The following is a 25963-nucleotide window of genomic DNA, read 5'->3' on the forward strand; positions in this document are numbered from 1 at the left end:
CTATCCTTTAAAAGTTTTTAATCTTTGGGCGTTAAACACCACACTTAGACTGCTAAGCGTCATTGCAATAGAGGCAAGGATTGGAGTAAGGGTGATTCCAAATCCACTTAGCAATCCACACGCAATAGGAATCATACACGCATTATATCCAAAAGCCCAAAAAAGATTTTGCTTGATATTTTTAAGTGTGGCATTAGAGAGCTTGATGGCATAGGGGATATTTTCTAAATTGTTGTTGAAGATGATGAGATTTGAGCTTGCCATCGCCCCCTTAGAGCCTTCTCCCATACTCACACTAATACTTGCATTGCTTAAAGCTAACATATCATTAATCCCATCTCCTACCATCATTGTGATTTTGTCTTTGTGGTGTTTTAATACCTCTAGTTTGTCTTGGGGGAGTGCATCAGAGGTAAAAGAGATATGAAGCTCTTTTGCGATTTTCTCTACATTTCCTTTCCTATCTCCACTCAAAATCTCTGAAGTAACCCCCATATTCTTTAGCTCTTCAAGTGTGCTTTTGGCTTCTGTTTTTATCTTCTCTTCTAGCAAAATATATCCCAAAATCTTATCTCCCCCCTCATTGCTCTCACCTATAAAAATCTCAATCCCCTCTTTGGAGTGAGTAGGGGAGGGGGAGAAGTTTTTGGCACTTCCGATTTTATATCTCACCCCCTCAATCTCTCCACTAATCCCCAATCCTTCTTGGATAGAGATATTTTGAGCTTTGGGGATAGAGAGGCTTTTTGAGGCTTCAAGGATACTTTGGGCAATGATGTGATGAGATTGACACTCAAGAGAGGAGCAAATCTGCAAAAGTTGAGTTTGAGAGAGTGAGCTAGAGGAGTGAATCTCTTTGATATGAAGCTGTTTTTGAGTGAGTGTGCCTGTTTTATCAAAGAAAATCATAGAGGTTTTGCCAATGAGTTCTAAAATCTGAGCATCTTTGAAGAAAATTCCTCTACTACTAGCAAGTTTGGTGGCAATATTGAGAGCCAAAGGCGTGGCAAGTCCCAAAGCACACGGACAAGAGATCAAAAGCACATTGCAAAAGGTTTGAAGAGAGAGTTGAAAATCTTTATGAAGAAAATACCAAGTGATTGCAGAATACAAAGCCAAGATAATCACTGAGGGGACAAAAAAGGCTGAGATTTTATCGGCGACTCTAGCGATGGGTGCTTTGGAAATAAGAGCGTTTTGTACAAGATTTAAAATCTGCTGATAAGTGGAGTTTTCTGCACTTTTGCTTGCTTGCATTAAAAAAGTCGTATTGAGATTGAGTGAGCCTGAGTAGAGAGTATCTCCTTCTTTTTTACTGATAGGCAAACTCTCTCCATTTAAACTTGAGCAATCAATATTTGCATAGCCTTGCAAAATCACTCCATCAACCAAAATGCTCTCTTGAGGTGTGATTTTGAGGATATCCCCACCTTTGACTTCATTGATATTCACTCTTTCCTCTTCCCCATCAATGATTTTTATCACAGAGGCTTCTTTGAGAGAGGCGAGGGTTTGAAGTGAGTTTTGTGTGTTGTTTTTGGCTCTCTCCTCAATGCTTTTGCCTATCAAGATAAAGAGCAAAATTACACACACACTCTCAAAATACACCCCCTCACTTGAGTGGCACAAAAGCAAGGCATTTTTGCTATCTTCAAGACTTTGGGGTAAGGAGGGGATTTGAAAAAGAGAGAAGATAAAAGCACTCCCACTGCCTAGCATTACAAGTGTATCCATTGTAGGGTGGAGAGAGAGGAGGGAAGAGAGGCCTTTGAGATAGAAGTTTCTCCCCATATGCATTACAACTAGTGTAAAAGCCATTTGCAAAAGAGCATTATAAAAAGGTGCAATAGGTGTGAGCTTTTCATAAAGGCTAAGAGAGAGCATAGGAAGCATTGAGAGATAGAGAGTGAGAAGAGTGAAAAATAGAGCTAAAACAATGCGTTTTTTGGGAGTGAGGAAGCTGTGATCAAGCTTTTCTATCACTCCTTGCTTTCTTGGCTTATATCCTAGTTTTTTGATAAGGGCAAAGATTTCAGCTAGATTGCTCTCTTTCTCATCAAAGTCAATGATTGCCATTTTGTTGAGCAAATCCACTTGGATTTCTCTAATATAGCTCTTTTTTTTCAATGCTCTCTCAATCCCACCTGAACACGCTGTGCAAGTCATTCCATCAATATAAATTATCTCTCTCATTTTCTGTTCTTTAAGGAGTTGCTAATATGGTTTTCGATTTCTTTTTTGAGCTGAGGGTTTGCCTCAATCACTCTTTGTTGCAATTCTACAACCTCTGTGGTTTCTAGCCATTTGCAAAGGGCAAATTGATCTAGTAAGTTCATCCAAACCTGCCTATCACAGCTTTGTGCATCGATAAAAAGCTCTTCAAAATTTTTTAGAGCTTGATGAGCAGAATCTTTATTTTTTTTGATTTGTTTTAGCAGATCTTGAGGGGTGGGTTTTTTGGGAGCTGAGGGTTTGCTAGGTTTCTCTGGAGTGATTAAAATCCCCAAAAGAACAATGGGGATAAGCAAAACAAAAGAGAGAATATAAAAAAAGATGATAAAACTACTTTGCATTAGATTTTCTTTTTGAAAAATACATTTGTAGCCTCTACAAATCCCTCCACACTTCCACAATCATATCTTTTGCCTTGAAATTTATAAGCAATGACTTTGCCCTCTTTGGCTAGGGTTTGGAGTGCATCAGTGATTTGAATCTCCCCCTTTTTTCCTGGAGGTGTAACTTTGAGAATCTCAAAAATTTCAGGGATAAGAATATAGCGTCCAATGATTGCTAGATTGCTAGGGGCTTCACTTGGAGAGGGTTTTTCTACCATTGAATGCACTCTATAAATCCCGCTCTCAATCTCTTCTCCATCAATCACCCCATATTTATCCACTTGCTTGATCTCAACTTCTTCAATCGCCACAATCGCACAACGATATTTCTCATAAAGCTCTACCATTTGTTGCATTACCCCCTTGCCCTCATTATCACACAAATCATCAGCCAAAATCACGCCAAAAGGCTCTTTGCCAATGAGTGTTTCTCCTGTGAGGATTGCATGACCTAAGCCTTTCATCTCATTTTGGCGAGTATAAGAGAATGTGCAAGCCTGCATAATTTCTCTAATACTTGCTAGATAGCTTTCTTTATCCGTCCCCCTAATCTCTTGCTCTAGCTCATAGCTAATATCAAAATGATCTTCAATACTTCGCTTATTGCGTCCTGTAACGATAGCAATGGTGTTACACCCTGCTTCTTTGGCTTCTTCTACTCCATATTGAATGAGTGGCTTATCTACGATTGGAAGCATTTCTTTGGGCATTGCTTTTGTGGCAGGTAAAAATCTTGTCCCATAACCTGCTGCGGGAAAAAGGCATTTTTTTATCATTTTTTACTCCTTAATTTACTAATGTTTTTGAGAGAAAATCCTCTACATTGATTTCTTGTCCTAGAATTTGCTGATAAATTATATAGTTTGCTAGAACAATTTGTCCATAATTTTTGCTCTCCTCATAAGGGATAAGCTCCAAGCTTAGCCAAGGATCATATTCTCTATCTTTGATAAAAAGTGTTTTTCTCTTTAAGGTTCTTCTCCAAAAACCTGGCCCTCCATTATAAGCATAAGCCACAAAAAGAGGATGATTAAACTCCCTTTCAAGCTCAGCTAGATAAAATCGCCCAAACTCTAGGGCTGTGCTAGGATTAAACAAATCATCTAATGTTGCATTCTCTTTACCCAATGCTTTGGCAAAGGGCTTGAGATTGAAGGGCATAATCTGCATCATTCCTAGAGCATAAGAGCTTGAAACAAGAGCAGGGAGAAGATTGCTCTCTTGTTTGGCAATCGCATAGGTGAAGGCTTTTTGGTGTTGATTTTTCCAAGTTAGATTTTCAGAGTAGGGCATCAAAAAATAATTGCTTTTGTATTTTTTGATTCGATTAAGCATAAAAGCAAGATGGGGCTGAGTATTGCTGAAGGTGAGTTTTTGATCCAAAATAGGCTTAAGTTCATCTCCTGTGGGGATTTGAGTGAGTTTGTTGCGTAAGATTTGCCACTCAAATGGATCGGTGATATCAAAGTTTGCTCTCTCATCTTTGATATTCTCAAGTTTTGAGGTGATTGTGTATTGGGGTGTGGTTTTGAGTTTTTGGTTGGCAAAGATAGAGTAGAGATTGAGATTTTGGCTTTGAGAGAGGGTTTGAAGATATTTTTCATCTTTGCTAATGAGGTATTGCCAAAAGAGGGCTTTGTCTTTGATAAGAGGGTCTTTGGGATTTTGTAAAATCAGTGAGAAATAATTTTGGGCTTGTGTGATTTGATCGTATTTGGCATGCATTATTCCAAGCAAAAGCAACATTTTGTCATCAACATTGATGATTGGGGCATTGAGAATGGTTTTTTTGAAAACTTCAAAATGTTCTGAGAGCAAAACATATTGCATCATTTTATTGAAGTTTGCGTCATTTTGATTGGCTAGAAGTGCAAAATCTTTTGGGGGGATTTTGCGGTTAAAAATATCAAGTCTTTGCTCTAAATTCAACCCATAAAAAATCTCACTAAAGATTTGAGCATTTTTGGATTTTATCATTTCAGAAAGAGGGTTTTTGGATTCTAAGATTTGCACCTCTTGAGCCAAAATGGGCTTGATGGGGGCAAGTTTTTTGACAAGCACTTCAGCATCTGTGGGAGAGATTGAGGGGATAATAGAAAGCTTTAGCCCAAAGGCGATACACTCCCCATCTTCTTGCTTGAGTTTTTCAAAGGAGAGTTTTTTACAAGCCACCTCTTTTGGAAGCTCGTGTGTATAGCCCTTTTTTGCAAGTAAATCTTCTAGCTTTGGAGTCTTTTTATATACCAAATCATAGGCTTTGATTGCATCTTCAAGCGAAGTTTTGGGATCTTGCAAATATCTCCAAATATAAAAATCTCTTGCAATCCCTTTGGGTTTGTTTTGGAGAAAATCAAGAGTGATTTGACTTGCCGATACAAAAACACATACAAAAATCAGAGTAAAAAATCTCAATGTCTAACCTTAAAAATTCATATAAAATATAATTTTATCAAAGTTTGATTGCCCTAAGCAAGGAGGGATTAGATTTTGTAGATTCCTTGCTGAAGAGAATATCCCATTGAGGGAGAAAAAGTGCTTTGAGCTGGAGTTTGCTCCATTTCTTCCATTACCCAATCAAGGATTGAAGAGATTTCTTCTCTTTTTTGGGTGAAGTAGCTTTCTAGCTCTTCTTGAGATTTCTCTAGTGCAAGAGTGGTGAAATCTTGGATAAAAAAGCTTTGAGTTTGTCCAAAGAGCAAAAGTGTGATTTCTTTATTGATGAGGTTTTCTCCCATAAAACTGCACTCACAACTTTGGCAAAAGCTTTGAAAATCTTGCAAGTTTTGCAAAGCTTTTTTGAGTGTGCTATCAATAGTTTGCAAACTCCCAATGGCTTGATTGATGTCTTTTATGTTTTTAGCAAGATTTTTTTGCTCCCCTGCTCCTAAAGCATTGCCAAGATGTTTTTCAAAGATAGATAAAGCATTCATTGATATCCTTTATTTTTGGATTTTTTGAGTTAAAAGCATTTTTCATTCCCTTATTTGTTTGATTTTCTCTAAATTTTCAAGATAATATTTTGAAAAAATATTAGAGCTAGGGATTTTTTTGAAAAAGATACTTTTATATATAGGTATGTGTTTATTGCTGAGTGCAAATATTTTGGATTTTGATTTAGTCAAAATGCCAAGCCAAAAAGAAGACTCACCTAGAGTTTTGCTCATTGGTGGGATTCAAGGAGATGAACCGGGGGGATTTAATGCACTTAATCTCTTTTTGCAACACTATAAGATCCTCAAAGGTGAGGTGTGGGTTATTCCCAATCTCAATCGCCATAGCATTCTAAGAAATCATCGTGGGATTTATGGGGATATGAATCGTAAGTTTAAAACTCTCTCAAAAAATGATCCTGAATACTCTATCATTGAGCGGTTGAAAAGCATTGTTTTACACGATAAGATTGATTTTATTTTTCATTTGCATGATGGAAGTGGGTTTTATCGTGAAACTTATATTAGCAAAGAGCTAAACCCCTCACGCTGGGGGAATTGCTCAATTATTGATCAAGAGAAATTAAAGGGAGCAAAATATGGCAATCTTTTGGAGTATTCCCAAAGCATTGTTAAATATGTCAATGCCTCTGCTCTCAAAGATTTGCACCTCTATCATATTAGAAATACACATACTGCCAAAGAAGATAAAGAAATGGAAAAAAGTCTTACTTTTTTTGCAGTGCGTAATCAAAAGGGGGCCTTGGCAAATGAGGCAAGTAAGAATTTACCTCTAAATGAAAGAGTGTATTATCACTTATTGGCAGTGGAGGGGATTTTGAAAACTTTGGGCGTGGAGTTTAAAAGAGATTTTAAACTTACTCCTAGAAAGATTTTGGAATTTATCAATGATAGCGAGGCTGTGGTGCAAATCACCCCCCTAATCACCTTGCCTGTAATGGGATTAAAAAAGAGTATTGCCTTTTTTCCTCTACCTAGCAAAGAGATTGCACAAATCCCACTAAGCTCCACTCATTACATTATGGGATTATTGCCAAAAAATCAAGATATTGTTTTAAAGTATGGCAATAAGATTGTAACTCAGCTCTCTCCTTTTGTCATCGAGTTTGAAAAATCTGCTCAAAAGGTTCAAATCCAAGTAGATCATAGGGTTGAGGAAGTGAGGCTGGGGAGTATCATTAAAGTCAAAAAAAGCTTCAAAGTGCTTCCCTCCAATCTTAGAGTCAATGTCATTGGATTCACGCCAAAGGGTAGAGCAGGGGTGAGTGAGGCAAATTATGAAATCTCTTTGGCAAATTTGATCAAAAAATACTCCATTGATACAAAAGAGCGACAATACCGAATCGAGTTTTATAATGGTAGGAAATTTGCAGGAATGATAATCGTGGAGTTTGAAAAATAATTCTCTCCCCTAACTAGAAGGGAGAGAGGGGGATTATTTTTTCTTTTTGGGATAGCAGAAGCGATAACCTCTTCTTCTCACTGTTTCAATTGTAGTGATTCCTAGAGGCTTATCTAGTCTTTGTCGAATTTGATTGATTGCTACTTCAATGACATTTGGAGTCACAAGCTCTGGCTCTTCCCAAATCGCATCTAGGAGTTGTTCTTTTGAAACGATTTGATCTCTATGTCGTGCAAGATGGGTAAGGACTTCAAAAGGTTTGCCTTTGACTTCTACTTCTCTATTTTTGTAGATTACACGCTCTTCTGTTGGATTGATTGAGAGATCGCCAAACTCAATGGCATTGCTTCCCCAAAATCTTAAATGCGCCTCAATTCTTGCTAGAAGAATATCAAAGTCAATGGGTTTGACAATAAAGTCATCAGCTCCACCTTTGAGTGCTGCGATTTCAAACTCTTTGTTGTGTTTTGCTGAGAGAACGATGATAGGAGTTCTAGGAGTGGTTGCTTTGATTGAAGGGATAACTTCAGTTGCCAAACCATCAGGGAGAATGTAGTTTGTAATCACAAGATCATAATTTCTAATTCCTGAAAAATATTCTCCATCTTTAATGCTTTCTGCAACATCAGTTTGATAACCAAACTCATCAAGGATTTCACTTAGCGTCTTATGGAGGGTTGGCTCATCTTCAATGATTAAGATTCTCATCATTAGTCCTTTTGATTTTAAGATAGATTTAAGCGATTATAACATAGCTATTTTTATTTTTTATCTTTCTTTTTTAAACATAATCAAGAATTGACATTTTGTTGATTTTGCTTGAGGAGTTAAGCACAGCATTGTAATTGGTGCTAAGATCTGAAAACTTATTATAAGCCTCTGCAATATCCTCTCCCATATTCTCTCCCCTTAAGGTTTGCACTTGAACCTTAAGCATTTCATTTTTTTGAATGGAATTTTCAAAACTATTTCCATAAGAACCATTGAGAGCAATGATTTTCTCTAAGTGATCGCCAATGTGTTTGATAGTCTCTAGGCTATTTTGTATCCCTATATTTCTCATATTTTTATTGTATGAGTTAGGATATTCATCAGGGCGATAGATTCCATCTCGCACAGCAGAAATTGCAGTATCTAGTGCATCAAAGAAATTGATTTGAGGTCTATCGATTGTAAGAGCATTGTTGGCGTGCAAAAACAATCCACTCTCTGTATTGCGAATGCATTGTTCAGAAAAATCAGTGCTTGAGCTATCTGTAAAAGAAAAATCCATCAAACTTGAAGCTCTTGTCCTATCAGAGATTGTAACTTGTCCGTTTTGGTTGAGATTGATTTCAATCCTTTTGCTTGCTTGAGTGCTTATATTTTCATAAAGCTCTTTTTGTTTGACACTATAAGTTTCAGGGTTTCCAAGCAATTCTTGATAAATATTTTCATCTTGATTGGAATAATTGAGTGCTAGAGCGAAAGTATCCATAAGCTGACGATAGGTGATATTGTTTGGCATTGCAATGCTTGATTTACCCTTTTCATTGAGATTGACAATGGGAAGTTTGTATTCTTTGGGGTTTTCTTGTGTTGATTGCTTAGAGGGGAGAAGTAAATAGCAACCATTTTTTTCAAACATAATCTTTGCCTCAACGCTTGTGCCATTATGATCTTTGAGTGACATTTGATAGGTTTTGCCCTCCAAACTTCCTGCAACTTCTTCTAGCCTTGTTTGATCTGTGGCATAGCCATCTTTGCTTAATAGCACTTGAGAGACATTGGAGGCAAGTTTTGAGCCTTGTTTTTCAAACAAAACATCATCATAAGTGCTTTGATAATCAATCCTTATCCCATCGGTGAGATGACTTTCTTTGTCTGCTGTTGAGAAGGTTAGATCAATACTAGATTTACTTTGAGTTTTTTTAGCATCAAGATCTGTGATGATAAATTTTCCATTGGCAATCTCTACATCAATATTTTGTCCATAGTTTTTATAAAAAGTTTTCAAGTCTTTGATGACATCCATCACTTTGGTGTCTTTTGTTGAAAATGTTAAGACTTGAGGTTGCTTGTCTTGATCTTTGAAATTTCCATCAAGAAAGATTGTCATCACATCAGAGTCAAAAATCTCACTGAGTTGAGTGTTGCTATTTGCAGGGTTTCTTGTTTTTTGGGAGATAAAAGAGGTGGGAAGTTCGACTTGATAGCTTTTGTAATCATTGATAGTGGATTTGATAGAAGATACTTTTTGATTGCTCATAAATGGGCTTTTCTGAAAGCTCACAACTTTTGCCCCAAGTGTGGGAAGCGTATTGATATCATCAACATCTTTATCACTTGCAATAAGATTGAAATCAAGATTTGAGCTTCCATCAACCAAAGATTTGATCTCAATCTCTCCCCAAGGATTAAGGCTTACATCTACGGTTTTTGTAATTTGATTATTCCCATATTCTCGCCCAATTCTCTCTAGCAAATCACTCACTTTCACAGCATTATCAGGGGTGATATAGGAGGGATCAAGCTCAAATTTGCTTTTGAATCGGCTTCCATCAGGTCTTACACCTCTAAGATAAAAATACATTTTTTTATCATTATCTGTTTGATTGTCATTATCACCAATCAAATCACGCAAAGTATCTGTGGGTTTGATGAAAACTTCTTGAGGTGGCTCATCACGATTGATTTTATCCATAACGCTTGGATAGAGTTTGCTTAGATTGTATTTTTTGATATTGCTTGTAACTGAAGCTGAATAGTCTGCATCATTGCCAAAAAATAGCTGAGTACCAGGGATATTGTAGGGGACTTTGACATTAGATCCAATAAGGGCTTCAAGTTTTTGATCATTTCCCATATAGCGTCCATCTTGAGCAATGGGTGGGTTTTTGACCTTTGTGCCACCAAAGAGGTATTCTCCTCCAATAGAGGTGTTGGCAACATTAATCATATGCTCTTTTAAAACTGCCAATTCATTAGCGATTGCTACTCTTGAGGTGGGGGATTGGGGTTGATTTGCGACTTGAAGAAGCTTGGTGTTGAATGTCAGGATAGTTTTTGAGAGTTCTTGGAGAGCTTTGTCGGTGTTGATTGTGTTGTTGTAGGCATTGCGTGCGACATCAATCCCTTGAGAAAGTGTAGTTTCTTGATAGCCAAGTTGCAAGTCTTTGTTATACACCCTGCTATCTTGATAGCTGTATTGAATCTTCTTGCCTGATGCGATTTTGGCATTTAAATCATTCAGCTTTGACTGCAATGAGTCTTGAGAATTTCTAATTTGATTGTATTTTGTACCAAAAGTTACTCTCATAATCCCTTACCTTAAAAGTTTGCCGACATCCTGTCTATATTTATTGTTTGAATTTTACTCAAACATTTTAGCAATCTAGAATCTAAAACTTCAAAATCGACAGCAAAAACGATTCCTTTAATTTTTTTAATCATACAAAAATGCAAGAGAAAAAATGCAAAAAAGTATGTATAATTCAAGCTTTGTTTTCTAACCAAAGTGTTAGTCATAAGCAAAAAACGACACTCAAAGTGTCAATATCAAAACTAAGGAACCACGATGTATGCAGTGTTTAAGAATGGAGGCAAGCAATACAAGGTGCAAGAGGGAGATATCGTTCTTCTTGATAAAATGAGCCTTGAGCCAAAGTCAAAAATCCAATTGCAAGAAGTTTTGGCAATTGTTGATGGTGAAAAAAGTAAGTTGGGAACACCTTTTATCTCTGGTGCTCTTATTGAGGCAGAAGTCATCAATGAGGGTAGAGCAAAGAAAGTTATTACCTTTAAAAAACGCAGAAGAAAAGATAGCAAAGTCAAAAGAGGCTTTAGAAGAGATTTCACTCGCGTTAGAATTGTAAAAATTGTAGGATAAAGGAGTAAGATATGGCTCACAAGAAAGGTCAGGGAAGTACGCAGAATAACCGCGATTCAGCGGGACGCCGTTTAGGTGTCAAAAAATTTGGTTCTCAGTTTGTTAGAGCAGGAAATATCATTGTTCGACAAAGAGGAACAAAGGTGCATGCTGGAAACAATGTAGGTATGGGAAAAGATCATACAATTTATGCATTGATTGATGGCATTGTAAAATTTGAGCAAAAAAGCAAAGACAGAAAAAAAGTTTCTGTTTATCCTGCTTAACCCACTTTTATAGGTTGGCAAATGCTTTATCGATGGCCTGAGTTTTCTACACTTTTTGGAAAACTCAGCGATCGAGTAGGATTTGATAGTAAATCTTATTTCTTCAGACAATACATTCGTTTCTTTCTTCGCAATTTCATCGCTAGAAAACAAATCAGTCCTTTTGTAGAGTTTGTCAATGCACATCCTAGAAGAATTGATTTGTTTTCTAAGCACTTAGGACAAGCTCATTGGGTAGTGTGCAAGGATTTTTTGAATAAAAAATTTTCTCAGGAGCAACGCCGATTATGTATTGAATACAATCTTGAAGTATTAGAGCAAATTTTGAGTGATAGTCTTTTTTATCGTTTATTGCAAGGGGAAGAGATAGAGATATTAGAACTTGAATGGGGATTGAAGTGCATTTTAACTCTTAATGGAGCATTTGAAGAGGGGTTTTTGGCAATTCGCTTACTTTATGAAAATCAGACAATTTATCATCTTTCTTTTGGTTTTATTAGAGGGAGAGAAGCTCCTAGCCTTCTCATAGCGTGTGTTCAAGGAGGTGGAAATGGAGATGAAGTAAGAAATCAAATTAAAGAAGTTACAAAAAAGCTTTTTGGTTTGCGTCCTCAAATTTTTTTGATTGAAATTGCAAGATTTTTTTCAAGTTTTATCAAATCCAATGCTCTTTTGGGTGTGCAACAAGATAGGCAAGTAAGACATTTAAGTTTTGGGAAGAGAAAGTATTCTATGGATTATGACTTGATGTGGGAAGAATGTGGGGGAAAGAGAGAAGGTGAATACTTTGATCTGACAGAGAGTAAACAAAAAGATTTGAGTGAGATTCCAAGTCAAAAACGCTCAATGTATAAAAAGCGTTTTGCACTCCTAGATGAACTCAAAGCTCAAATGGAGCAAAATTTTAGAGAAATGGGGCTAAGAGAATGTTTGTAGATTGCGTTGATATTTTTGTATCTTCAGGAAAAGGTGGAGCAGGAGCAGTTAGTTTTAGAAGAGAGAAGTTTGTAATCCAAGGTGGGCCTGATGGGGGAGATGGAGGAAGAGGGGGGAGTGTGTTTTTTGAGGTGGATAACAATAGTGATACACTCTCAAAGTTTCGTGGAGCAAAGCATTATAAGGCTGAAAATGGACGCCCAGGGGAGGGCAAAAACAAAACAGGAAGAAGTGGAGAGGATTTGGTCATCAAAGTCCCTGCAGGGACTCAAGTCTTTGATGAGGAGAGCGGGGAGCTTTTGCTAGATTTGAAAGAGGGCAAACACCTTTTGTTTGAAGGGGGCAAAGGGGGATTGGGCAATGCAAGATTTAAAAACTCAGTCAATCAACGCCCCACTTACGCTCAGCAAGGAATCGCAGGACAAAAAGCTCATTTACGCCTAGAGCTTAAACTCATTGCCGATGTGGGCTTGGTAGGATTCCCAAATGTGGGGAAATCCACCCTTATCTCCACTCTCTCCAATGCAAAACCTGAGATTGCAAACTATGAATTTACTACCTTAGTGCCAAATCTAGGGGTAGTTGATGTAGGAGATTTTGATAGTTTTGTGATGGCAGATATTCCAGGGATTATTGATGGAGCAAGTGAGGGAAGAGGGCTTGGGATTGGCTTTTTAAGACATATTGAGCGAACTAAAGTGCTTTTGTTTGTGCTAGATTGTGCAAATTATCGAACCCTCACAGAGCAATATCAAAACCTAAGAGTAGAGCTAGAGAGATTTAGTGCAGAGCTTAGCACTCGCCCTTTTGGAATCGCTCTAAGCAAGATTGATATCGCTCAAGATTTACCCCAAAGCATTGATGAGTTTTTGCAAAATCTAGGATTACCTAAAATTGAATATGAGGGAAGTGTATATGCAAGTGAGGGGATAAGAGGAGAATTGGAGCTAGAGAAAACTCATCAAGCCCTCTTTGTGCTTCCACTCTCCTCAGCACTTGGCACAAACCTCTCCACTCTCAAACTCTTTCTCTCAAAAGCCCTCAAAGAAAGTCAGAAATGAAAAGAATTGTTATCAAAGTAGGGACTTCTAATCTTAGTGATGGAGAGACAATTTTAAGTGAGGCGATTGAGAGGATTGCTCGAAGTATTGCTAGGCTTAGAGAGAAATTTGAGATTATTTTGGTTACCTCAGGTGCAGTAGCAAGTGGATATACTAAGCTTAGACTTGATAAAAGCCTAATCTCTCACAAACAGGCTCTAGCAAGTATTGGACAGCCCTTGCTTCTTGAAACCTATCGCAAAATTTTTGAGAGCTATAAAATCCTCAATGCTCAAATCTTACTATGCGGACACGACTTTGATTCTTGCTCTTGCACCCAAAATGCCAAAGATACTATTGAAGTCTTGCTCTCAAACAAGGTTTTGCCTATCATCAATGAAAATGACGCACTTGCCACAGCAGAGCTAAAGTTTGGGGATAATGATCGATTGAGTGCTCATATTGCATATTATTTTGATGCAGATTTATTGGTGATTTTGAGTGATATTGATGGTTATTTTGATAAAAATCCTCACGAGTTTCCTGAAGCCAAGCTCATTAAACATATCACCTCAATCCCTGAGCAAAATCTTAAAACCACTTACGATCCCCACGGGCATTTCGCCACAGGGGGGATTGTAACCAAACTCATTGCTGCTGATTTTTTGATGAAGAGGGGGAAGAAAATGTTTTTGTGTAATGGAGCAAAGCTAGAGGATTTGGAAGCCTTTCTTTTGGAGGGGATTCAAAGAAGTGGGACAATTTTTGGAGAATCAAAGTGAAGATTGCTTTTTTTGGAACTCCTCTTTTTGCTAGAGAAATCCTAGAATTACTCTCTTCTTCTCATCAAATTGTCGCAGTGATTACTCAGCCTGATCGCCCTTTTGGACGCAAACAAGAGCTTAAGGCTTCAGAAGTGAAAGAATATGCCCTAACTCAAAACTATCCTATCTATCAACCCCAAAGCCTAGATGATACGCTCTTAAATGAGCTTTGCACACTAGGGGCAGAAGTGTTTGTGGTGGTGGCTTTTGGGCAATTCTTCCCCTCAAGCTATCTTCAAGCAAGGCTGTGTCTTAATATCCACGCCTCTCTTCTTCCCTCAATGCGTGGGGCTTCTCCTTTGCAAGAGATGATTTTGCAAGATGAGAGGAAGTTTGGGGTGAGTGTGATGAAAATGGATGAGGGAATGGATAGTGGAGAGATTATGGCATTGAGCTATTTGCAATCTCCTCACAATCTCTCTTTGGAGGTTTTATCTCATTCTTTGGCACATCTAGGAGGAAAAGTTTTGCTCAAAACCCTCTCCTTACTCCCTAGCATTAAGGGAATGAAGCAAATTCATTGCGATGCCACATATTGCAAAAAAATCAAAAAAGAAGAAGGGTGTGTAGATTTCTCTAGTGGCAAAGTAATTATCAATAAGCTCTTAGCCTTTAGCTCTTGGCCAAGTGTGTTTTTGGAAAATGGACTAAAGATTACTCAAGCTGAATTTATCCCTAGCAAAAGAAGTGAGAGAGTAGGGGAGATTGTAGAGATAGATGAGAGTGGAGTAGAGGTGGCGTGTTTAGATGGGGTGCTTAAAGTCTATGAAGTGCAACCCCCAAGTAAGCAAAAAATGAAAGCAAGTGATTATATAAGAGGAAAAAGAGCAAAGAAGGGGGAGATTTTTTGCTAAATTTTTTGTTTTTTGAAGAGATTGATTCTACTCAAAAGTGGCTAGTTGAGTATCTCAAAAGAGAGCAAACCCCTCTTGTGCCTTTTTGTGTGATGAGTGATAAGCAGAGCAGTGGAGTGGGGAGCAGGGGGAATGAGTGGGAGAGTGTGGAGAGTGCGATTTTATTTTCTTTTGCTTTTAGCCAAAGTGATTTGCCCAAAGACTTGCCTTTGCAATCCCTATCCATTTATATTAGCAATCTTATGAGTGAGTTTTTAGAGAAAAGAGGCTTTGAAGTGTGGGTTAAATGGCCCAATGATTTGTATATCAATGAGAACAAAATCGGAGGGGTGATTACTCAAAGTGTGAGAGAGTTTTGCGTGTGTGGGATTGGAATCAATTTGCTCTCCTCTCACTTTGCCTCACTTCAAACCCAAATGGATAAAGCTCAAAAAGAGCAATTTATCAGAGAATTTTTGCAATTTTTTTGCACTTATCCAACTTGGAGTGTAATTTTGAGCAATTACAAGCTAAAATTTTATAAAAACTATCCATTTTCTTTTCACTATGGTGATAAGACTTTGTCGTTTGAAGATGCGCTTTTGTGTGAGGATGGTGCAATTATGATTGAAAATCAAAAAATATATAGCTTGAGATAATATGGAGAGTGAGATGTGTGAAATTATTGCTATTGCCAATCAAAAAGGAGGAGTTGGGAAGACGACAACAGCTGTCAATCTTTCGGCTTCTTTGGCATATGCTAAGAAAAAAGTTTTATTGATTGACTTTGATCCACAAGCCAATGCGACTACAAGTCTTGGATTGCGTCGCAATGAGATTGAATTTGATATTTATCATGTTTTAATGGGGAGCAAAAAACTCTCAGAGATTATTCACAAAACCGATATGAAAAATCTTTTTATCGCTCCCTCAAATATCGGACTTGTAGGGATAGAAAAAGAGTTTTACAACAAAAAAAATACACGAAGAGATCTTTTGCTCAAAAACAAAATTGAAGAGATTAGGACTCAATATGATTTTATCATCATTGATTCTCCTCCTGCTCTTGGACCTTTAACAATCAATGCCCTAAGTGCAGCAAATTCAGTCATTATCCCAATTCAGTGTGAATTTTTTGCTCTAGAGGGATTGGCACAATTGCTTAGCACTATTAAGGTTTTACGCGATTCTAGCAATCCAAACCTAGTCATCAGAGGATTTTTACCCACAATGTATTCCTCACAAAACAATCTCTCAAAGCAGGTTTTGGCAGATTTAATCCAACATTTTGAAAGCTCACTTTTCAAAAAAGGGAGAGCCAAAGATTGTGTAATGGTTCCACGCAGTATCAAACTTGCTGAATCTCCAAGCTTTGGAAAGCCAATTTTGCTCTATGATCAACGCTCAAATGGAAGTATGGCTTATCAAGATTTGGCAAAAGCAATTCTAAAAGGAGAAGCTAGTGGCAAAGCATAAAAAAATGGCATTAGGAAGAGGGCTAGGAGAGATTTTGGGGGAAGTCAAAGAAGCGTATGAAAACAATATGTATGATTCTGAAAATCAGAGCGTAGTAGAGATTGCAATCTCTGAGATTATCCCCAATCCCTATCAGCCAAGAAAGCATTTTAGAGAAGAAAGTCTAAATGAACTTGCACAATCAATCAAAGAATACGGACTGCTTCAGCCTATTTTGGTGTATAGAGAAGATAAACATTATGTCTTGATTGCAGGGGAGAGAAGACTTAAGGCTTCAAAAATTTTAGAGAGTGAGAAAATTAAGGCAATTATTGCAGATATAGATCTCAATCAGTTACGAGAAGTAGCATTGATCGAAAATATTCAAAGAGAAGATCTTAATCCAATTGATTTAGCAAATGCTTATAATGAACTCATTCAAATTCATCATCTTACACACGATGAATTGGCTCAAAAGGTGCAAAAATCGCGATCGCAAATCACAAATACACTCAGATTGCTTCAGCTAAACTCTGAAATTCAAGAGATGTTAATCCAAGAGAAGCTTACACAAGGACACGCCAAGATTCTTATCGGATTAGATGATGAAAATCAAAGAAAGATTGCCAAATCCATTGTGGGACAAAAGCTTTCTGTAAGAGATACAGAGTTAATGGTAAAAAAACTCAAATCCCCTCAAACTCCAAAAGAAAAAACCAAAGAAACCTTTGAGGGCAGGGAGATTGAAGACCTAAGAGGAAAATTGGCAAAACTTGATTTCTCTTTTGCTTTGAATAAAACAAAATTAACAATTCATTTTAGAAATGAGAGCGATATCAAAAAAGTTTTAGATTTTTTCAAATAAGCATATTTTTAGAGTCTTTTTGGGGTATGATTGTAAGATCTATATTTCAAAGGAATAGGAGTAGAAATTGAGTTTAGAATTGAATTTGCATTTGATGTTATTGGTTTTTGTTACCTTTATGTTGCTTATTTTGATTCTTAACACTTGCCTTTATCGCCCTATTTTAGAACTACTTCATAGAAGAGAATCTTTGCTTGGAGAAGATGCCAAAGATATTCAAGAGCAAAGAGATGAGATCGCTCAGCTCAGACTTGAAGCAGAAAAAGTGCTAGGAGAGGCAAGAGATCAAGCCAAAAGGATTAAAGATCTAGCAACACTTGAGGCTCAAGGGGTTTATGAAGAGAAGCTAAATCGCTCAAAAGCAGAGATTGGCAATCGCTTTATGAATGCTCAAAGAGAGCTCACTCAAAGAAGGGAGCAAATCAAAGAAGAGCTTAGCAAAAATGCTGGGGTATTTGAGGCAGAGGTAAGAAAGAAATTTCTTGCTTTGGGAGGTTGTGAGTGATGAAAAAGATTGTTTGTGGAATTTTGGTAACACTTGCAGTAGGATTTTGCTCTGAGGTTACTTTATCTCAAAGCGACTTTATTGAGCGTTTGATCAATTTTCTAATCTTTGTATTGATTTTTTGGTATTTTGGTGCAGGAAAAATCAAAGAGATTTTTACAGGACGCACTAAGTCTATCTCTGAAGCTTTTGAGAGAGCACAAGAGGAAGCACAAAAAATCAAAAGAGAAAAAGAAAAAGCCAAGTTTGAGCTTGAAGAAGCCAAGCAGAAAGCTTCAGAAATTATTGCACTAGCCAAAAGAGAGTCTTATATGATCGCACAAAAGTTTGAAGATCGACTTGATCGTGAAGTCAAATCTCTCAATCTTTCTTATGAACAAAAGATTGCTCAAGAGGAGAAAATGATAGTTGAGGAAGAAGTGTATGCAGTTTTGCAAGGGTTTCAAAATCATCTTGATACCAAGACTTGCAAAGACTACTATGGCGAAGTTTTGTGTAAAGGATTGAAGTGATGAAAAGTTCTTTAGCTCAAAGATATTCTCAAGCGTTTATTCAAGCATTTGATGCTCAAGGAGCTCAAGAGTTTGTAGCAAAAGCTGAGATGATAGATGTTTTGTTTGCAAATAAGGATTTTTTGGATTTAGTTTGTAATCCTTTTGTGGATTATTCCAAGAAATATGAAGTTCTCAATGGAATTTTGGCTTTCAAAGATGAGAAGATTCAAAAAGCTCTCTTGCTTTTGGCAAAATCAGGGAGATTGTCTCTTTTGCCTGAGATTTTAAGCGATGTTCTTTCTTTCAAATCTTTAGAGAGCAAAACCTATAAGGCGATTGTGTATTGCAATAGCAAATTGAGTGCAGAGATGATAGAGAAGATTTCAAAAATTCTTTGTCAAAAGCTCGATCTTGCAGTTAGTGTTGAAGAGCGACTGTGGGAGAGAGATGGGATTAAATGTGTGATTGATGAATTGGATTTGGAGGTTTCTTTTTCAAAAGAAATGTTTGTTTCTAATTTGCAAAACTATATCTTAGATTCATTTAGGAAAGGAGTATAAGTTGAAAATTAAAGCTGAGGAAATTAGTTCCATTATTAAGGAAAAAATCGCTCAATTTGATGTTGAGCTTAAGGTTGATGAAGTAGGTAAGGTTCTCACTTACGCTGATGGTGTTGCCAAAGTTTATGGACTCAAAAATGTAATGTATTATGAAATGGTTGAGTTTGAGAGTGGCGATATTGGTTTGGCTTCAAGCTTGGAAGAGGACTTTGTAGGTGTTGTAATCCTAGGAAGTGGCAAAAACATTCAAGAGGGAATGAGTGTCAAAAGATTGCATAAATTGATGAAAGTTCCTGTGGGTGAGAGCATTATTGGGCGTATCCTCAATCCTTTGGGTGAGCCAATCGATGGAAAGGGTGCAATTGAGGCAAAAGAATATCGATTTGTTGAAGAGAAAGCACCAGGGATTATGGATAGAAAATCCGTTCATGAGCCAATGCAAACAGGACTTAAAGCAATCGATGCACTTGTGCCTATCGGTAGAGGACAAAGAGAGCTTATTATCGGAGATAGACAAACAGGTAAAACAACCGTTGCAGTAGATGCGATTATCAATCAAAAAGGACAAGATGTTATCTGTATCTATGTTGCAATCGGACAAAAAGAATCAACAGTTGCTCAAGTAGTAAGAAGACTAGAAGAGCATGGAGCGATGGAATACACTATCGTTGTCAATGCCCCTGCTTCTGATTCTGCTGCAATGCAATTCCTTGCCCCTTATGCAGGTGTAACAATGGGAGAGTATTTTAGAGATAATGGCAAACACGCACTTATCGTTTATGATGATTTGAGTAAGCACGCTGTGGCTTATCGTGAGATGTCGCTTATCCTTAGACGCCCACCAGGAAGAGAGGCATTCCCTGGAGATGTATTCTATCTACACTCAAGACTTCTAGAGCGTGCAGCAAAAGTGAGTGATGAGCTAGGAGCAGGTTCTTTGACAGCATTGCCTATCATTGAAACTCAAGCAGGAGATGTTTCAGCCTACATTCCTACCAATGTAATTTCAATTACTGATGGACAAATTTTCCTAGAAACAGATTTGTTTTATTCAGGTATTCGCCCTGCAATCAATGTGGGACTTTCGGTTTCAAGGGTTGGTGGAGCAGCACAGATTAAAGCTACAAAGCAGGTTTCAGGAACATTGCGACTTGATTTGGCTCAATATCGTGAGCTTCAAGCTTTTGCTCAGTTTGCTTCAAACCTTGATGAGACAAGCAAAAAGCAACTTGAGAGAGGGCAAAGAATGGTTGAGGTGCTTAAACAACCTCCATATTCACCACTTCCTATCGAGAAGCAGATTGTGATCATTTATGCAGGTGCTAAGGGATATTTAGATGATATTGCAGTTTCAAAAATTACAAAATTTGAAGCAGATTTGTATCCATTTATTGAAGATAAGTATCCCAATATTTTCAAATCAATTGCTGAGAAAAAAGCACTTGATGAGAGCATTGAGAGTGAGCTTAAGAAAGCTTTAGAAGATTTTAAAATGACTTTTTCTAATTAAAGGTGAGCGAAAATGGGAGGCAATCTAAAGGAGATTCGCAGAAAGATTGCGAGTGTTCAGAATACGCAAAAGACAACAAAAGCGATGAAGCTTGTGTCTGCCTCAAAACTCAAAAGAGCTGAGGAGGTTGCAAGAGATGCTAGAGTCTTTGCCTCAAAGCTAACACAGGTTTTTGAAGAAATTGTTCAAAAAGTTGAAAATGTTGGTTTTGAAAACCTAAACACCCCTATCTTTCAGGCATCTAGGGAGAGAGAGATTAAGGTAGTGGATATTATTTTTATCACAGCAGAAAAAGGACTTTGTGGGGCTTTCAATCAAGCCACGATCAAAGAAGTTTCAGCTTTGCTAAAAGAATATCAAAGCAAGGGAATCAAAGTCAGATTAAGAGGGATTGGGAAAAAGGGCGTGAGCTTTTTTCAATTCAATGGAATTGAAGTGCTAGATCAAGCTCTAGAGCTTTCCTCAACTCCTGATTACAAAAAATCTTCAGAGTTTTTGCAAAGATCTTTGCAAGACTTCCTTGAAGAAAAGACTGATAAGGTTTTGATTGTGCATAATGGATTTAAGACGATGATTTCTCAAGAAGTCAAAATCAAGCAGATTTTGCCTTTTGGATTTCATCACGAAATAGAGAAAAAAGAATTTTCTCCAATCAGTGCAGATCCAGAGGGAAGCGAGGAGCAAATCCTAGAAGAGCTTTCAGCCAAATATTTAGAATACAACCTTTTCTATGCCTTGCTAGATTCTCTAGTTGCAGAGCATAGTGCAAGGGTTCAAGCAATGGAAGCAGCGACAAGCAATGCAGGAAACTTGGTAAAAAGTTTGACAATCTCATACAACAAAGCAAGACAAGAGGCGATTACAACAGAGCTAGTTGAAATCAATGCCGGTGTTGAAGCAATGAAGTAAATAAGGAGGAAAAAGTGAGTAATAAAATCGGAAAAATTGTTCAGGTTATGGGACCTGTTGTTGATGTCAAGTTTGATGAGTATCTACCTCTCATCAATGAAGCTCTTGATGTCAGCTATGAAGTAGAAGGAGTGAAAAAATCTCTTGTGCTAGAAGTGGCAGCAGAGCTAGGAGATCATATCGTTAGAACGATTGCTATGGATATGACAGAGGGGCTTGTCAGGGGACAAGAGGTTGTAGCAAGAGGAGCAATGATTGAAGTGCCTGTGGGTGATGAAGTGCTTGGAAGGATTTTCAATGTTGTGGGTGAAGCCGTTGATGGTGGAGAGCAACTCAATAATGTAAAAAAATGGCCAATCCACAGAGAAGCACCTAGCTTTGAGGAGCAAAGCACAAAAACTGAAATGTTTGAGACAGGGATTAAGGTTGTAGATTTGCTTGCCCCATATCTCAAAGGTGGAAAGGTTGGACTCTTTGGTGGTGCAGGAGTTGGAAAAACCGTTGTTATTATGGAGCTTATCCACAATGTGGCTTATAAGCATAGTGGATATTCAGTCTTTGCAGGTGTTGGAGAGCGAACAAGAGAGGGGAATGACCTCTATCACGAGATGAAAGAAGGGGGCGTTTTGGATAAAGTTGCCCTATGCTATGGACAGATGAATGAGCCACCAGGTGCAAGAAACAGAATCGCTTTCACAGGGCTTACAATGGCAGAGTATTTCAGAGATGAAAAAGGGCTTGATGTATTGATGTTTATTGACAATATCTTCAGATACGCTCAATCCGGTGCAGAAATGTCAGCACTTCTTGGAAGAATCCCCTCAGCAGTAGGATATCAGCCAACACTAGCAAGCGAGATGGGAAAACTCCAAGAGCGAATCACTTCTACCAAGAAAGGTTCTATCACTTCAGTTCAAGCTGTTTATGTTCCTGCTGATGACCTTACTGACCCAGCTCCTGCTTCAGTATTCTCTCATCTTGATGCCAAAACGGTTCTCAACAGAAAGATTGCTGAGAAAGGAATCTATCCTGCCGTAGATCCACTTGATTCTACTTCAAGAGTGCTAGATCCTCAAATTGTAGGAGAAGAGCATTATGCGATTGCCACAGGCGTTCAGCAAGTGCTTCAAAAATACAAAGATTTGCAAGATATTATCGCATTGCTAGGCATGGATGAATTGAGTGAAGAGGATAAAAGAATTGTTGAGAGAGCAAGAAAGATTGAAAAATTCCTCTCACAACCTTTCTTTGTCGCTGAAGTCTTTACAGGAAGTCCTGGAAAATATGTCCCACTTGAGGAAACTCTTGAAGGATTTAAAGGAATCTTGGAAGGGAAGTATGATGATATTCCTGAAAATGCATTCTATATGGTTGGGAATATCAATGAGGTGCTAGAAAAAGCCCAAAAAATGAATTCTTAGGATTAGATTATGGAAGAGATTAGAGTGAGTATCGTGACTCCTGAGGGGTTGATTTTTGATGATGAAGTCAAAAGTGCCACTCTTCCTGGCGAAGCAGGTGAATTTGGTGTGCAATATGCTCATAGCGATTTGATTTCTTTGCTAAAAAGTGGCGTGATTGAGATTGTCAGAAGCGATGAGAGCAAGGAGTATGTAGCGATTGATTGGGGATATGCAAAAGTAGATGGCAAAAGTGTAGATATCTTGGCCAATGGTGCTGTTGCAATCGGTAAGGGAAGTATTTCTGAGAGCTTAGAGCGAGCCAAGAAACTTCTCAAAAGTGCTTCATCTGATGAGGCAATGCTTTCAAGTGCGTTGTATAAGATTGATAATATTGCACGGAGATAAGTAATGTTTGAATTTCTTGTGCAATATGCCCATACAAGCTCAAAAATCAGTATCATTGTTTTGTGCTGGTTGGCATTTTATCTATTTTTGACTTTTTGGGCTTTTTTGTATCGTTTTTTTGCAATCGCTTCAGCGATAAAAAAAGAAAATAAATCTTTGCAAACTCTTGTAGCTGATGAGAGCAATCTTCCTTCTTCAATCACAATCATTCAAGGGATTGTAGGAGAGAGTGTAGGAAAAGAGGTTTTGCATATTTGGAAACAAAAGATTTTGCAAAATGCTTCAAAGGGCTTGACACTTCTAGGGATTGTAGCTTCTACTGCTCCTTTTGTGGGGTTGTTTGGAACGGTGGTTGAGATTTTGGAGGCTTTTTCATATCTTGGTGGAGGAGAGGGTAAGGTAGCATTTGATACAGTTGCTCCTGTGATTTCCAAAGCCCTTATTGCTACTGCAGCAGGGATTTTGACTGCAATTCCTGCATATAGCTTTCATCTAATCCTCAAACGAAAGTGCTATGAGCTTTCTTTGGTTTTACAAATGCAGATTGATTATTTGATGTCCAAACAATCTCATCAGCTTAGGTTTTAGTAATGCACGATTTTGATGAAACTCCTGAGCTAAATATCACACCTTTGGTGGATATTATGCTTGTGCTTTTGGCAATCTTGATGGTAACAATCCCTGCGGTTTCTTATCGTGAGGATATTGCCCTGCCTCAAGGTTCTAAAAAGGTTCAAGCTCAAGAAGAATCTGTCCTTGAAATCCAAGTTACACAAGCCAAAAAAATTGTTGTAAGAGGCAATGAATATACTTTCAGCACTTTTCCTGATGGATTTGCTTTGCTGACACAAAACATACAAAAAAACACACCTGTATATATCACAGCAGATAAGCGTTTGATTTATGATGATGTGATTTATATCCTCAAAGTTGTCAAAGAATCCGGCTTCTCTCGTGCCTCTCTTGTAACAAGTGGATAGTCGATGAATGCTCGTTTTCTTTGGAGTGGAATTGTTGCTTTTTGCTTGGAAGCCCTGTTGTTTGTAGGGCTGTTTTTTGCACTGCTTCCCAAACCCAAAGAGCTTTATACTGCCAAAGATAAAACCCAATTAGAATTTATCCAAATTGATCAAATCCTCTCTGAAGTCCCAAAGCAAAAAGAAAAATCCATACAAAAACCCATAGAGAAACCTATAAACAAACCAAAAGAAGAGCCACAAATCAAAGAGGCTCAAAAAGAAGTCAAAAAACCTGAAGTCAAAATCCAAGAGGTTGTAAAAACACCTAAGCAAGAAGAGATAAAACCCCTCCCTCCAAAAGAGCAAAAAGCAAAAACTCCTCAAATCAAAGAGATTTTTTCCTCTCCTGTTGCAGGAAGTGGAGTGAAGAGTTTGTTTGAAAAAGTGGATAGCTCTAATCCTCCTATCAAAGAAGAAGATGAAGTCTATGATGATCGCCCTCTATTTTCAGCCAATAGTATTCAAAGCAAGAATTATGCTTACTCTCAAAGCAACTCCCAAGAGCTTGCCAAAGAAACTTCAAAACTCAAAAACACCTTAGAGCAGATTTGGGAAAAAGAGCTTGAAATCAAAAGCTCTCCCCCTCAAGATCTCTCTGATGGCAAATATGATGAGTGGTTTGCCAAAGTCAAAAATATCTTATATGCTAAGTGGGATAATCATTTTTATGAATCCGTTTCAATTGTTGTCTATATAACAATCACAAATCAAGGCAAATTTTCTTATCGTATTATTAAAAAATCAAAAAATTCTTCTTATAATACCTATATGCAAAATCTTTTGGAAACTTTGCGTCAAGAGAGTTTCCCCCCTTATCCCAAAGGGGATCAAAAAAGTATAGAAGTTACATTTAAGACAAAGGAGCAAGGGAATGTTTAGAGTATGTTTCGTTTTTTTATTCTCTTTTGGCTTGATTTTTGCCACTGATGCCAAACTAGAGATTATCAAATCCAAACAGCAAATGCCCACAATTATGGTCAATATTTCAGGAAATAATCTCAATCAAAAAATCGCCTCTCTTACAGCCAAAGATTTGGAAGTGAGTGGGAATTTCAAGGTTTTAAGCCAAAACAAAAGTGATGATGATCCTAGTTTTGTGTTTTATCAAAGTCAAAAAGTCGATCTTCTAGTGCAAATCAATGCAAAAAATCAGCAATACACTCTCAAGCTTTTTGATATCAACTCCAAAGAAAAAGTGCTAGAAAAAATCTTTTTGCTTGAAGATAATGCCCAATATCCCTTTGTCTCTCACAGAATTGCCAATGCAATCAACCAATACCTCAAAGCCCCAAGTATCGCTTGGATGAATCGCAAAGTGGTGTTTTCTAAACTTATTGCTCCTTCCAAAAGTGAGATTGTAATCGCAGATTATACGCTCACTTATCAAAAAAGCATTATCAATGATGGATTAAATATCTTTCCAAAATGGGCAAATGCAGAGCAGAGCAGTATCTTTTTTACCAAATATCTTGATCGCCCAACGATTCTCAAATACGACTTAAGAAGCAAAAAATTTGAAAGGATTTTAAGCTCTCAAGGTGTGGCGATTGTCTCAGATGTGAGCAATGATTTTAAGAAAATTTTGGTGAGTATGTCCCCAATAGCCCAAGCTGATGTCTATCTGTATGACTTGGAAGCCAAAAATACAAAAAGATTGACTACTTATCAAGGCATTGATGTAGGAGCTAATTTTATTGAGGATAAAAACAAAATCATTTTTATCTCTGATCGTTTAGGCTATCCCAATGTATTTTTGATGAATGAAGATGGAAGTGGAGTAGAGCAAGCAGTGTTTCACGGAAGAAATAATAGCTCAGCAAGCTCAAATGGAGAATATGTCGTCTATTCTAGTCGTGAAGAAAAAAATGAATTTGGCACAAGTGTTTTCAATCTCTATCTTATTGCTCTAGGCACGACAGAGATACGCAGATTGACGATCAATGGGGCAAATCAGATGCCAAGATTTTCAAAAGATGGGGAGAATATTATGTTTTTGAAAAATACTCAATATGAGAGTGCGTTAGGAATTGTGAGGTTAAGGTATAATAAGAGCTATTTATTCCCAATTACAAAAATGAAGATTCAATCTTTTGATTGGTAGGA

General features: G+C 37.6%; 28 protein-coding genes. 21 read left to right on the forward strand and 7 right to left on the reverse strand.

Annotation, left to right across the window (positions count from 1 at the left end; all coding sequences use genetic code 11):
• The 5 genes from CQA58_RS03285 to CQA58_RS03305 form a co-directional block, all read right to left on the reverse strand.
• On the reverse strand, positions 1-2193 hold the full coding sequence (locus CQA58_RS03285; protein ID WP_115569296.1) for a heavy metal translocating P-type ATPase: 2193 nt from the start codon (positions 2191-2193) through the stop codon (positions 1-3).
• A complete protein-coding gene (locus CQA58_RS03290) occupies positions 2190-2573 on the reverse strand; it encodes a hypothetical protein (protein WP_115569297.1) in 384 nt (127 codons plus the stop codon). Before CQA58_RS03290 ends, CQA58_RS03285 begins: the two co-directional genes overlap by 4 nt.
• Positions 2573-3391: a UTP--glucose-1-phosphate uridylyltransferase GalU gene (gene galU / locus CQA58_RS03295; protein WP_115569298.1), complete on the reverse strand. Its 819-nt coding sequence runs from the start codon at positions 3389-3391 to the stop codon at positions 2573-2575. Before galU ends, CQA58_RS03290 begins: the two co-directional genes overlap by 1 nt.
• A gap of 10 nt (positions 3392-3401) precedes the next feature.
• Entirely contained in the window at positions 3402-5027 is a 1626-nt protein-coding gene (locus CQA58_RS03300; RefSeq protein ID WP_115569299.1) for a lytic transglycosylase domain-containing protein, read from the reverse strand.
• A 68-nt stretch (positions 5028-5095) separates the two neighbouring features.
• Positions 5096-5545: a hypothetical protein gene (locus CQA58_RS03305; protein ID WP_115569300.1), complete on the reverse strand. Its 450-nt coding sequence runs from the start codon at positions 5543-5545 to the stop codon at positions 5096-5098.
• A gap of 118 nt (positions 5546-5663) precedes the next feature.
• Here CQA58_RS03305 and CQA58_RS03310 point away from each other — a divergent pair, with 118 nt between their 5' ends.
• Positions 5664-6968, forward strand: coding sequence for a M99 family carboxypeptidase catalytic domain-containing protein (locus CQA58_RS03310; protein ID WP_245942756.1), 1305 nt, complete (start codon positions 5664-5666; stop codon positions 6966-6968).
• A 33-nt stretch (positions 6969-7001) separates the two neighbouring features.
• Here CQA58_RS03310 and hsrA read toward each other — a convergent pair whose 3' ends face one another.
• A complete protein-coding gene (gene hsrA / locus CQA58_RS03315) occupies positions 7002-7676 on the reverse strand; it encodes a homeostatic response regulator transcription factor HsrA (protein ID WP_115569302.1) in 675 nt (224 codons plus the stop codon).
• 73 nt (positions 7677-7749) lie between these two features.
• A complete protein-coding gene (gene flgL / locus CQA58_RS03320) occupies positions 7750-10266 on the reverse strand; it encodes a flagellar hook-associated protein FlgL (RefSeq protein WP_115569303.1) in 2517 nt (838 codons plus the stop codon).
• 258 nt (positions 10267-10524) lie between these two features.
• On the opposite strand from flgL, the gene rplU reads away from it, so the two are divergent.
• The 20 genes from rplU to tolB all read left to right on the forward strand — a co-directional run bounded on the left by rplU (position 10525) and on the right by tolB (position 25961).
• Entirely contained in the window at positions 10525-10836 is a 312-nt protein-coding gene (gene rplU, locus CQA58_RS03325; protein WP_115569304.1) for a 50S ribosomal protein L21, read from the forward strand.
• 11 nt (positions 10837-10847) lie between these two features.
• Positions 10848-11102, forward strand: coding sequence for a 50S ribosomal protein L27 (rpmA, locus tag CQA58_RS03330; protein WP_115569305.1), 255 nt, complete (start codon positions 10848-10850; stop codon positions 11100-11102).
• Positions 11103-11123: 21 nt separating this feature from the next.
• Positions 11124-12038, forward strand: coding sequence for a DUF535 family protein (locus tag CQA58_RS03335; protein ID WP_115569306.1), 915 nt, complete (start codon positions 11124-11126; stop codon positions 12036-12038).
• Entirely contained in the window at positions 12029-13099 is a 1071-nt protein-coding gene (gene obgE, locus CQA58_RS03340; protein WP_115569307.1) for a GTPase ObgE, read from the forward strand. The genes CQA58_RS03335 and obgE overlap by 10 nt, the downstream gene beginning before the upstream one ends.
• Positions 13096-13860 carry a glutamate 5-kinase gene (gene proB / locus CQA58_RS03345; protein WP_115569308.1) on the forward strand — a complete coding sequence of 255 codons (765 nt, stop codon included), beginning with the start codon at positions 13096-13098 and terminating at the stop codon, positions 13858-13860. The genes obgE and proB overlap by 4 nt, the downstream gene beginning before the upstream one ends.
• Positions 13857-14756: a methionyl-tRNA formyltransferase gene (gene fmt / locus CQA58_RS03350; protein ID WP_170126730.1), complete on the forward strand. Its 900-nt coding sequence runs from the start codon at positions 13857-13859 to the stop codon at positions 14754-14756. The genes proB and fmt overlap by 4 nt, the downstream gene beginning before the upstream one ends.
• Positions 14750-15394, forward strand: a complete 645-nt coding sequence (locus CQA58_RS03355; protein WP_115569310.1) for a biotin--[acetyl-CoA-carboxylase] ligase — start codon at positions 14750-14752, stop codon at positions 15392-15394. Before fmt ends, CQA58_RS03355 begins: the two co-directional genes overlap by 7 nt.
• Positions 15395-15407: 13 nt before the next feature.
• Positions 15408-16211, forward strand: coding sequence for a ParA family protein (locus CQA58_RS03360; RefSeq protein ID WP_115569311.1), 804 nt, complete (start codon positions 15408-15410; stop codon positions 16209-16211).
• Positions 16198-17055: a ParB/RepB/Spo0J family partition protein gene (locus CQA58_RS03365; RefSeq protein WP_115569312.1), complete on the forward strand. Its 858-nt coding sequence runs from the start codon at positions 16198-16200 to the stop codon at positions 17053-17055. The genes CQA58_RS03360 and CQA58_RS03365 overlap by 14 nt, the downstream gene beginning before the upstream one ends.
• Positions 17056-17122: 67 nt before the next feature.
• Positions 17123-17560: a F0F1 ATP synthase subunit B family protein gene (locus CQA58_RS03370; protein ID WP_115569313.1), complete on the forward strand. Its 438-nt coding sequence runs from the start codon at positions 17123-17125 to the stop codon at positions 17558-17560.
• Positions 17560-18072 carry a F0F1 ATP synthase subunit B family protein gene (locus CQA58_RS03375; RefSeq protein ID WP_115569314.1) on the forward strand — a complete coding sequence of 171 codons (513 nt, stop codon included), beginning with the start codon at positions 17560-17562 and terminating at the stop codon, positions 18070-18072. Before CQA58_RS03370 ends, CQA58_RS03375 begins: the two co-directional genes overlap by 1 nt.
• Positions 18072-18614, forward strand: a complete 543-nt coding sequence (locus CQA58_RS03380) for a F0F1 ATP synthase subunit delta (protein WP_115569315.1) — start codon at positions 18072-18074, stop codon at positions 18612-18614. The genes CQA58_RS03375 and CQA58_RS03380 overlap by 1 nt, the downstream gene beginning before the upstream one ends.
• Before the next feature lies 1 nt (position 18615).
• Positions 18616-20124: a F0F1 ATP synthase subunit alpha gene (atpA, locus tag CQA58_RS03385; RefSeq protein WP_115569316.1), complete on the forward strand. Its 1509-nt coding sequence runs from the start codon at positions 18616-18618 to the stop codon at positions 20122-20124.
• Positions 20125-20136: 12 nt separating this feature from the next.
• Positions 20137-21033: an ATP synthase F1 subunit gamma gene (gene atpG / locus CQA58_RS03390; protein WP_115569317.1), complete on the forward strand. Its 897-nt coding sequence runs from the start codon at positions 20137-20139 to the stop codon at positions 21031-21033.
• A 14-nt stretch (positions 21034-21047) separates the two neighbouring features.
• Positions 21048-22454 (forward strand): F0F1 ATP synthase subunit beta, encoded by a 1407-nt coding sequence (atpD, locus tag CQA58_RS03395; RefSeq protein ID WP_281270001.1) that lies wholly within the window; start codon positions 21048-21050, stop codon positions 22452-22454.
• A 9-nt stretch (positions 22455-22463) separates the two neighbouring features.
• Complete coding sequence (gene atpC, locus CQA58_RS03400; protein ID WP_115569318.1) at positions 22464-22841, forward strand: ATP synthase F1 subunit epsilon; 378 nt, start codon at positions 22464-22466, stop codon at positions 22839-22841.
• 3 nt (positions 22842-22844) lie between these two features.
• Positions 22845-23429, forward strand: a complete 585-nt coding sequence (locus tag CQA58_RS03405) for a MotA/TolQ/ExbB proton channel family protein (RefSeq protein ID WP_115569319.1) — start codon at positions 22845-22847, stop codon at positions 23427-23429.
• A 2-nt stretch (positions 23430-23431) separates the two neighbouring features.
• On the forward strand, positions 23432-23821 hold the full coding sequence (locus CQA58_RS03410) for a biopolymer transporter ExbD (protein WP_115569320.1): 390 nt from the start codon (positions 23432-23434) through the stop codon (positions 23819-23821).
• 3 nt (positions 23822-23824) lie between these two features.
• Entirely contained in the window at positions 23825-24739 is a 915-nt protein-coding gene (locus CQA58_RS03415; RefSeq protein ID WP_115569321.1) for a TonB C-terminal domain-containing protein, read from the forward strand.
• Positions 24732-25961, forward strand: coding sequence for a Tol-Pal system protein TolB (tolB, locus tag CQA58_RS03420; protein ID WP_115569322.1), 1230 nt, complete (start codon positions 24732-24734; stop codon positions 25959-25961). Before CQA58_RS03415 ends, tolB begins: the two co-directional genes overlap by 8 nt.
• Positions 25962-25963 lie beyond the last annotated feature (2 nt).

The organism is Helicobacter brantae, from assembly GCF_003364205.1.
Lineage (GTDB): Bacteria > Campylobacterota > Campylobacteria > Campylobacterales > Helicobacteraceae > Helicobacter_G > Helicobacter_G brantae.

What these genes read in the sequence shown, in the direction of transcription:
- CQA58_RS03285 (WP_115569296.1), bottom strand. Translation starts at nt 2,193, where the DNA reads ATGAGAGAGATAATTTATATTGATGGAATGACTTGCACAGCGTGTTCA.
- CQA58_RS03290 (WP_115569297.1), bottom strand. Translation starts at nt 2,573, where the DNA reads ATGCAAAGTAGTTTTATCATCTTTTTTTATATTCTCTCTTTTGTTTTG.
- galU (WP_115569298.1), bottom strand. Translation starts at nt 3,391, where the DNA reads ATGATAAAAAAATGCCTTTTTCCCGCAGCAGGTTATGGGACAAGATTT.
- CQA58_RS03305 (WP_115569300.1), bottom strand. Translation starts at nt 5,545, where the DNA reads ATGAATGCTTTATCTATCTTTGAAAAACATCTTGGCAATGCTTTAGGA.
- hsrA (WP_115569302.1), bottom strand. Translation starts at nt 7,676, where the DNA reads ATGAGAATCTTAATCATTGAAGATGAGCCAACCCTCCATAAGACGCTA.
- flgL (WP_115569303.1), bottom strand. Translation starts at nt 10,266, where the DNA reads ATGAGAGTAACTTTTGGTACAAAATACAATCAAATTAGAAATTCTCAA.
- rplU (WP_115569304.1), top strand. Translation starts at nt 10,525, where the DNA reads ATGTATGCAGTGTTTAAGAATGGAGGCAAGCAATACAAGGTGCAAGAG.
- rpmA (WP_115569305.1), top strand. Translation starts at nt 10,848, where the DNA reads ATGGCTCACAAGAAAGGTCAGGGAAGTACGCAGAATAACCGCGATTCA.
- CQA58_RS03335 (WP_115569306.1), top strand. Translation starts at nt 11,124, where the DNA reads ATGCTTTATCGATGGCCTGAGTTTTCTACACTTTTTGGAAAACTCAGC.
- obgE (WP_115569307.1), top strand. Translation starts at nt 12,029, where the DNA reads ATGTTTGTAGATTGCGTTGATATTTTTGTATCTTCAGGAAAAGGTGGA.
- proB (WP_115569308.1), top strand. Translation starts at nt 13,096, where the DNA reads ATGAAAAGAATTGTTATCAAAGTAGGGACTTCTAATCTTAGTGATGGA.
- CQA58_RS03360 (WP_115569311.1), top strand. Translation starts at nt 15,408, where the DNA reads ATGTGTGAAATTATTGCTATTGCCAATCAAAAAGGAGGAGTTGGGAAG.
- CQA58_RS03375 (WP_115569314.1), top strand. Translation starts at nt 17,560, where the DNA reads ATGAAAAAGATTGTTTGTGGAATTTTGGTAACACTTGCAGTAGGATTT.
- CQA58_RS03380 (WP_115569315.1), top strand. Translation starts at nt 18,072, where the DNA reads ATGAAAAGTTCTTTAGCTCAAAGATATTCTCAAGCGTTTATTCAAGCA.
- atpG (WP_115569317.1), top strand. Translation starts at nt 20,137, where the DNA reads ATGGGAGGCAATCTAAAGGAGATTCGCAGAAAGATTGCGAGTGTTCAG.
- atpC (WP_115569318.1), top strand. Translation starts at nt 22,464, where the DNA reads ATGGAAGAGATTAGAGTGAGTATCGTGACTCCTGAGGGGTTGATTTTT.
- CQA58_RS03405 (WP_115569319.1), top strand. Translation starts at nt 22,845, where the DNA reads ATGTTTGAATTTCTTGTGCAATATGCCCATACAAGCTCAAAAATCAGT.
- CQA58_RS03410 (WP_115569320.1), top strand. Translation starts at nt 23,432, where the DNA reads ATGCACGATTTTGATGAAACTCCTGAGCTAAATATCACACCTTTGGTG.
- CQA58_RS03415 (WP_115569321.1), top strand. Translation starts at nt 23,825, where the DNA reads ATGAATGCTCGTTTTCTTTGGAGTGGAATTGTTGCTTTTTGCTTGGAA.
- tolB (WP_115569322.1), top strand. Translation starts at nt 24,732, where the DNA reads ATGTTTAGAGTATGTTTCGTTTTTTTATTCTCTTTTGGCTTGATTTTT.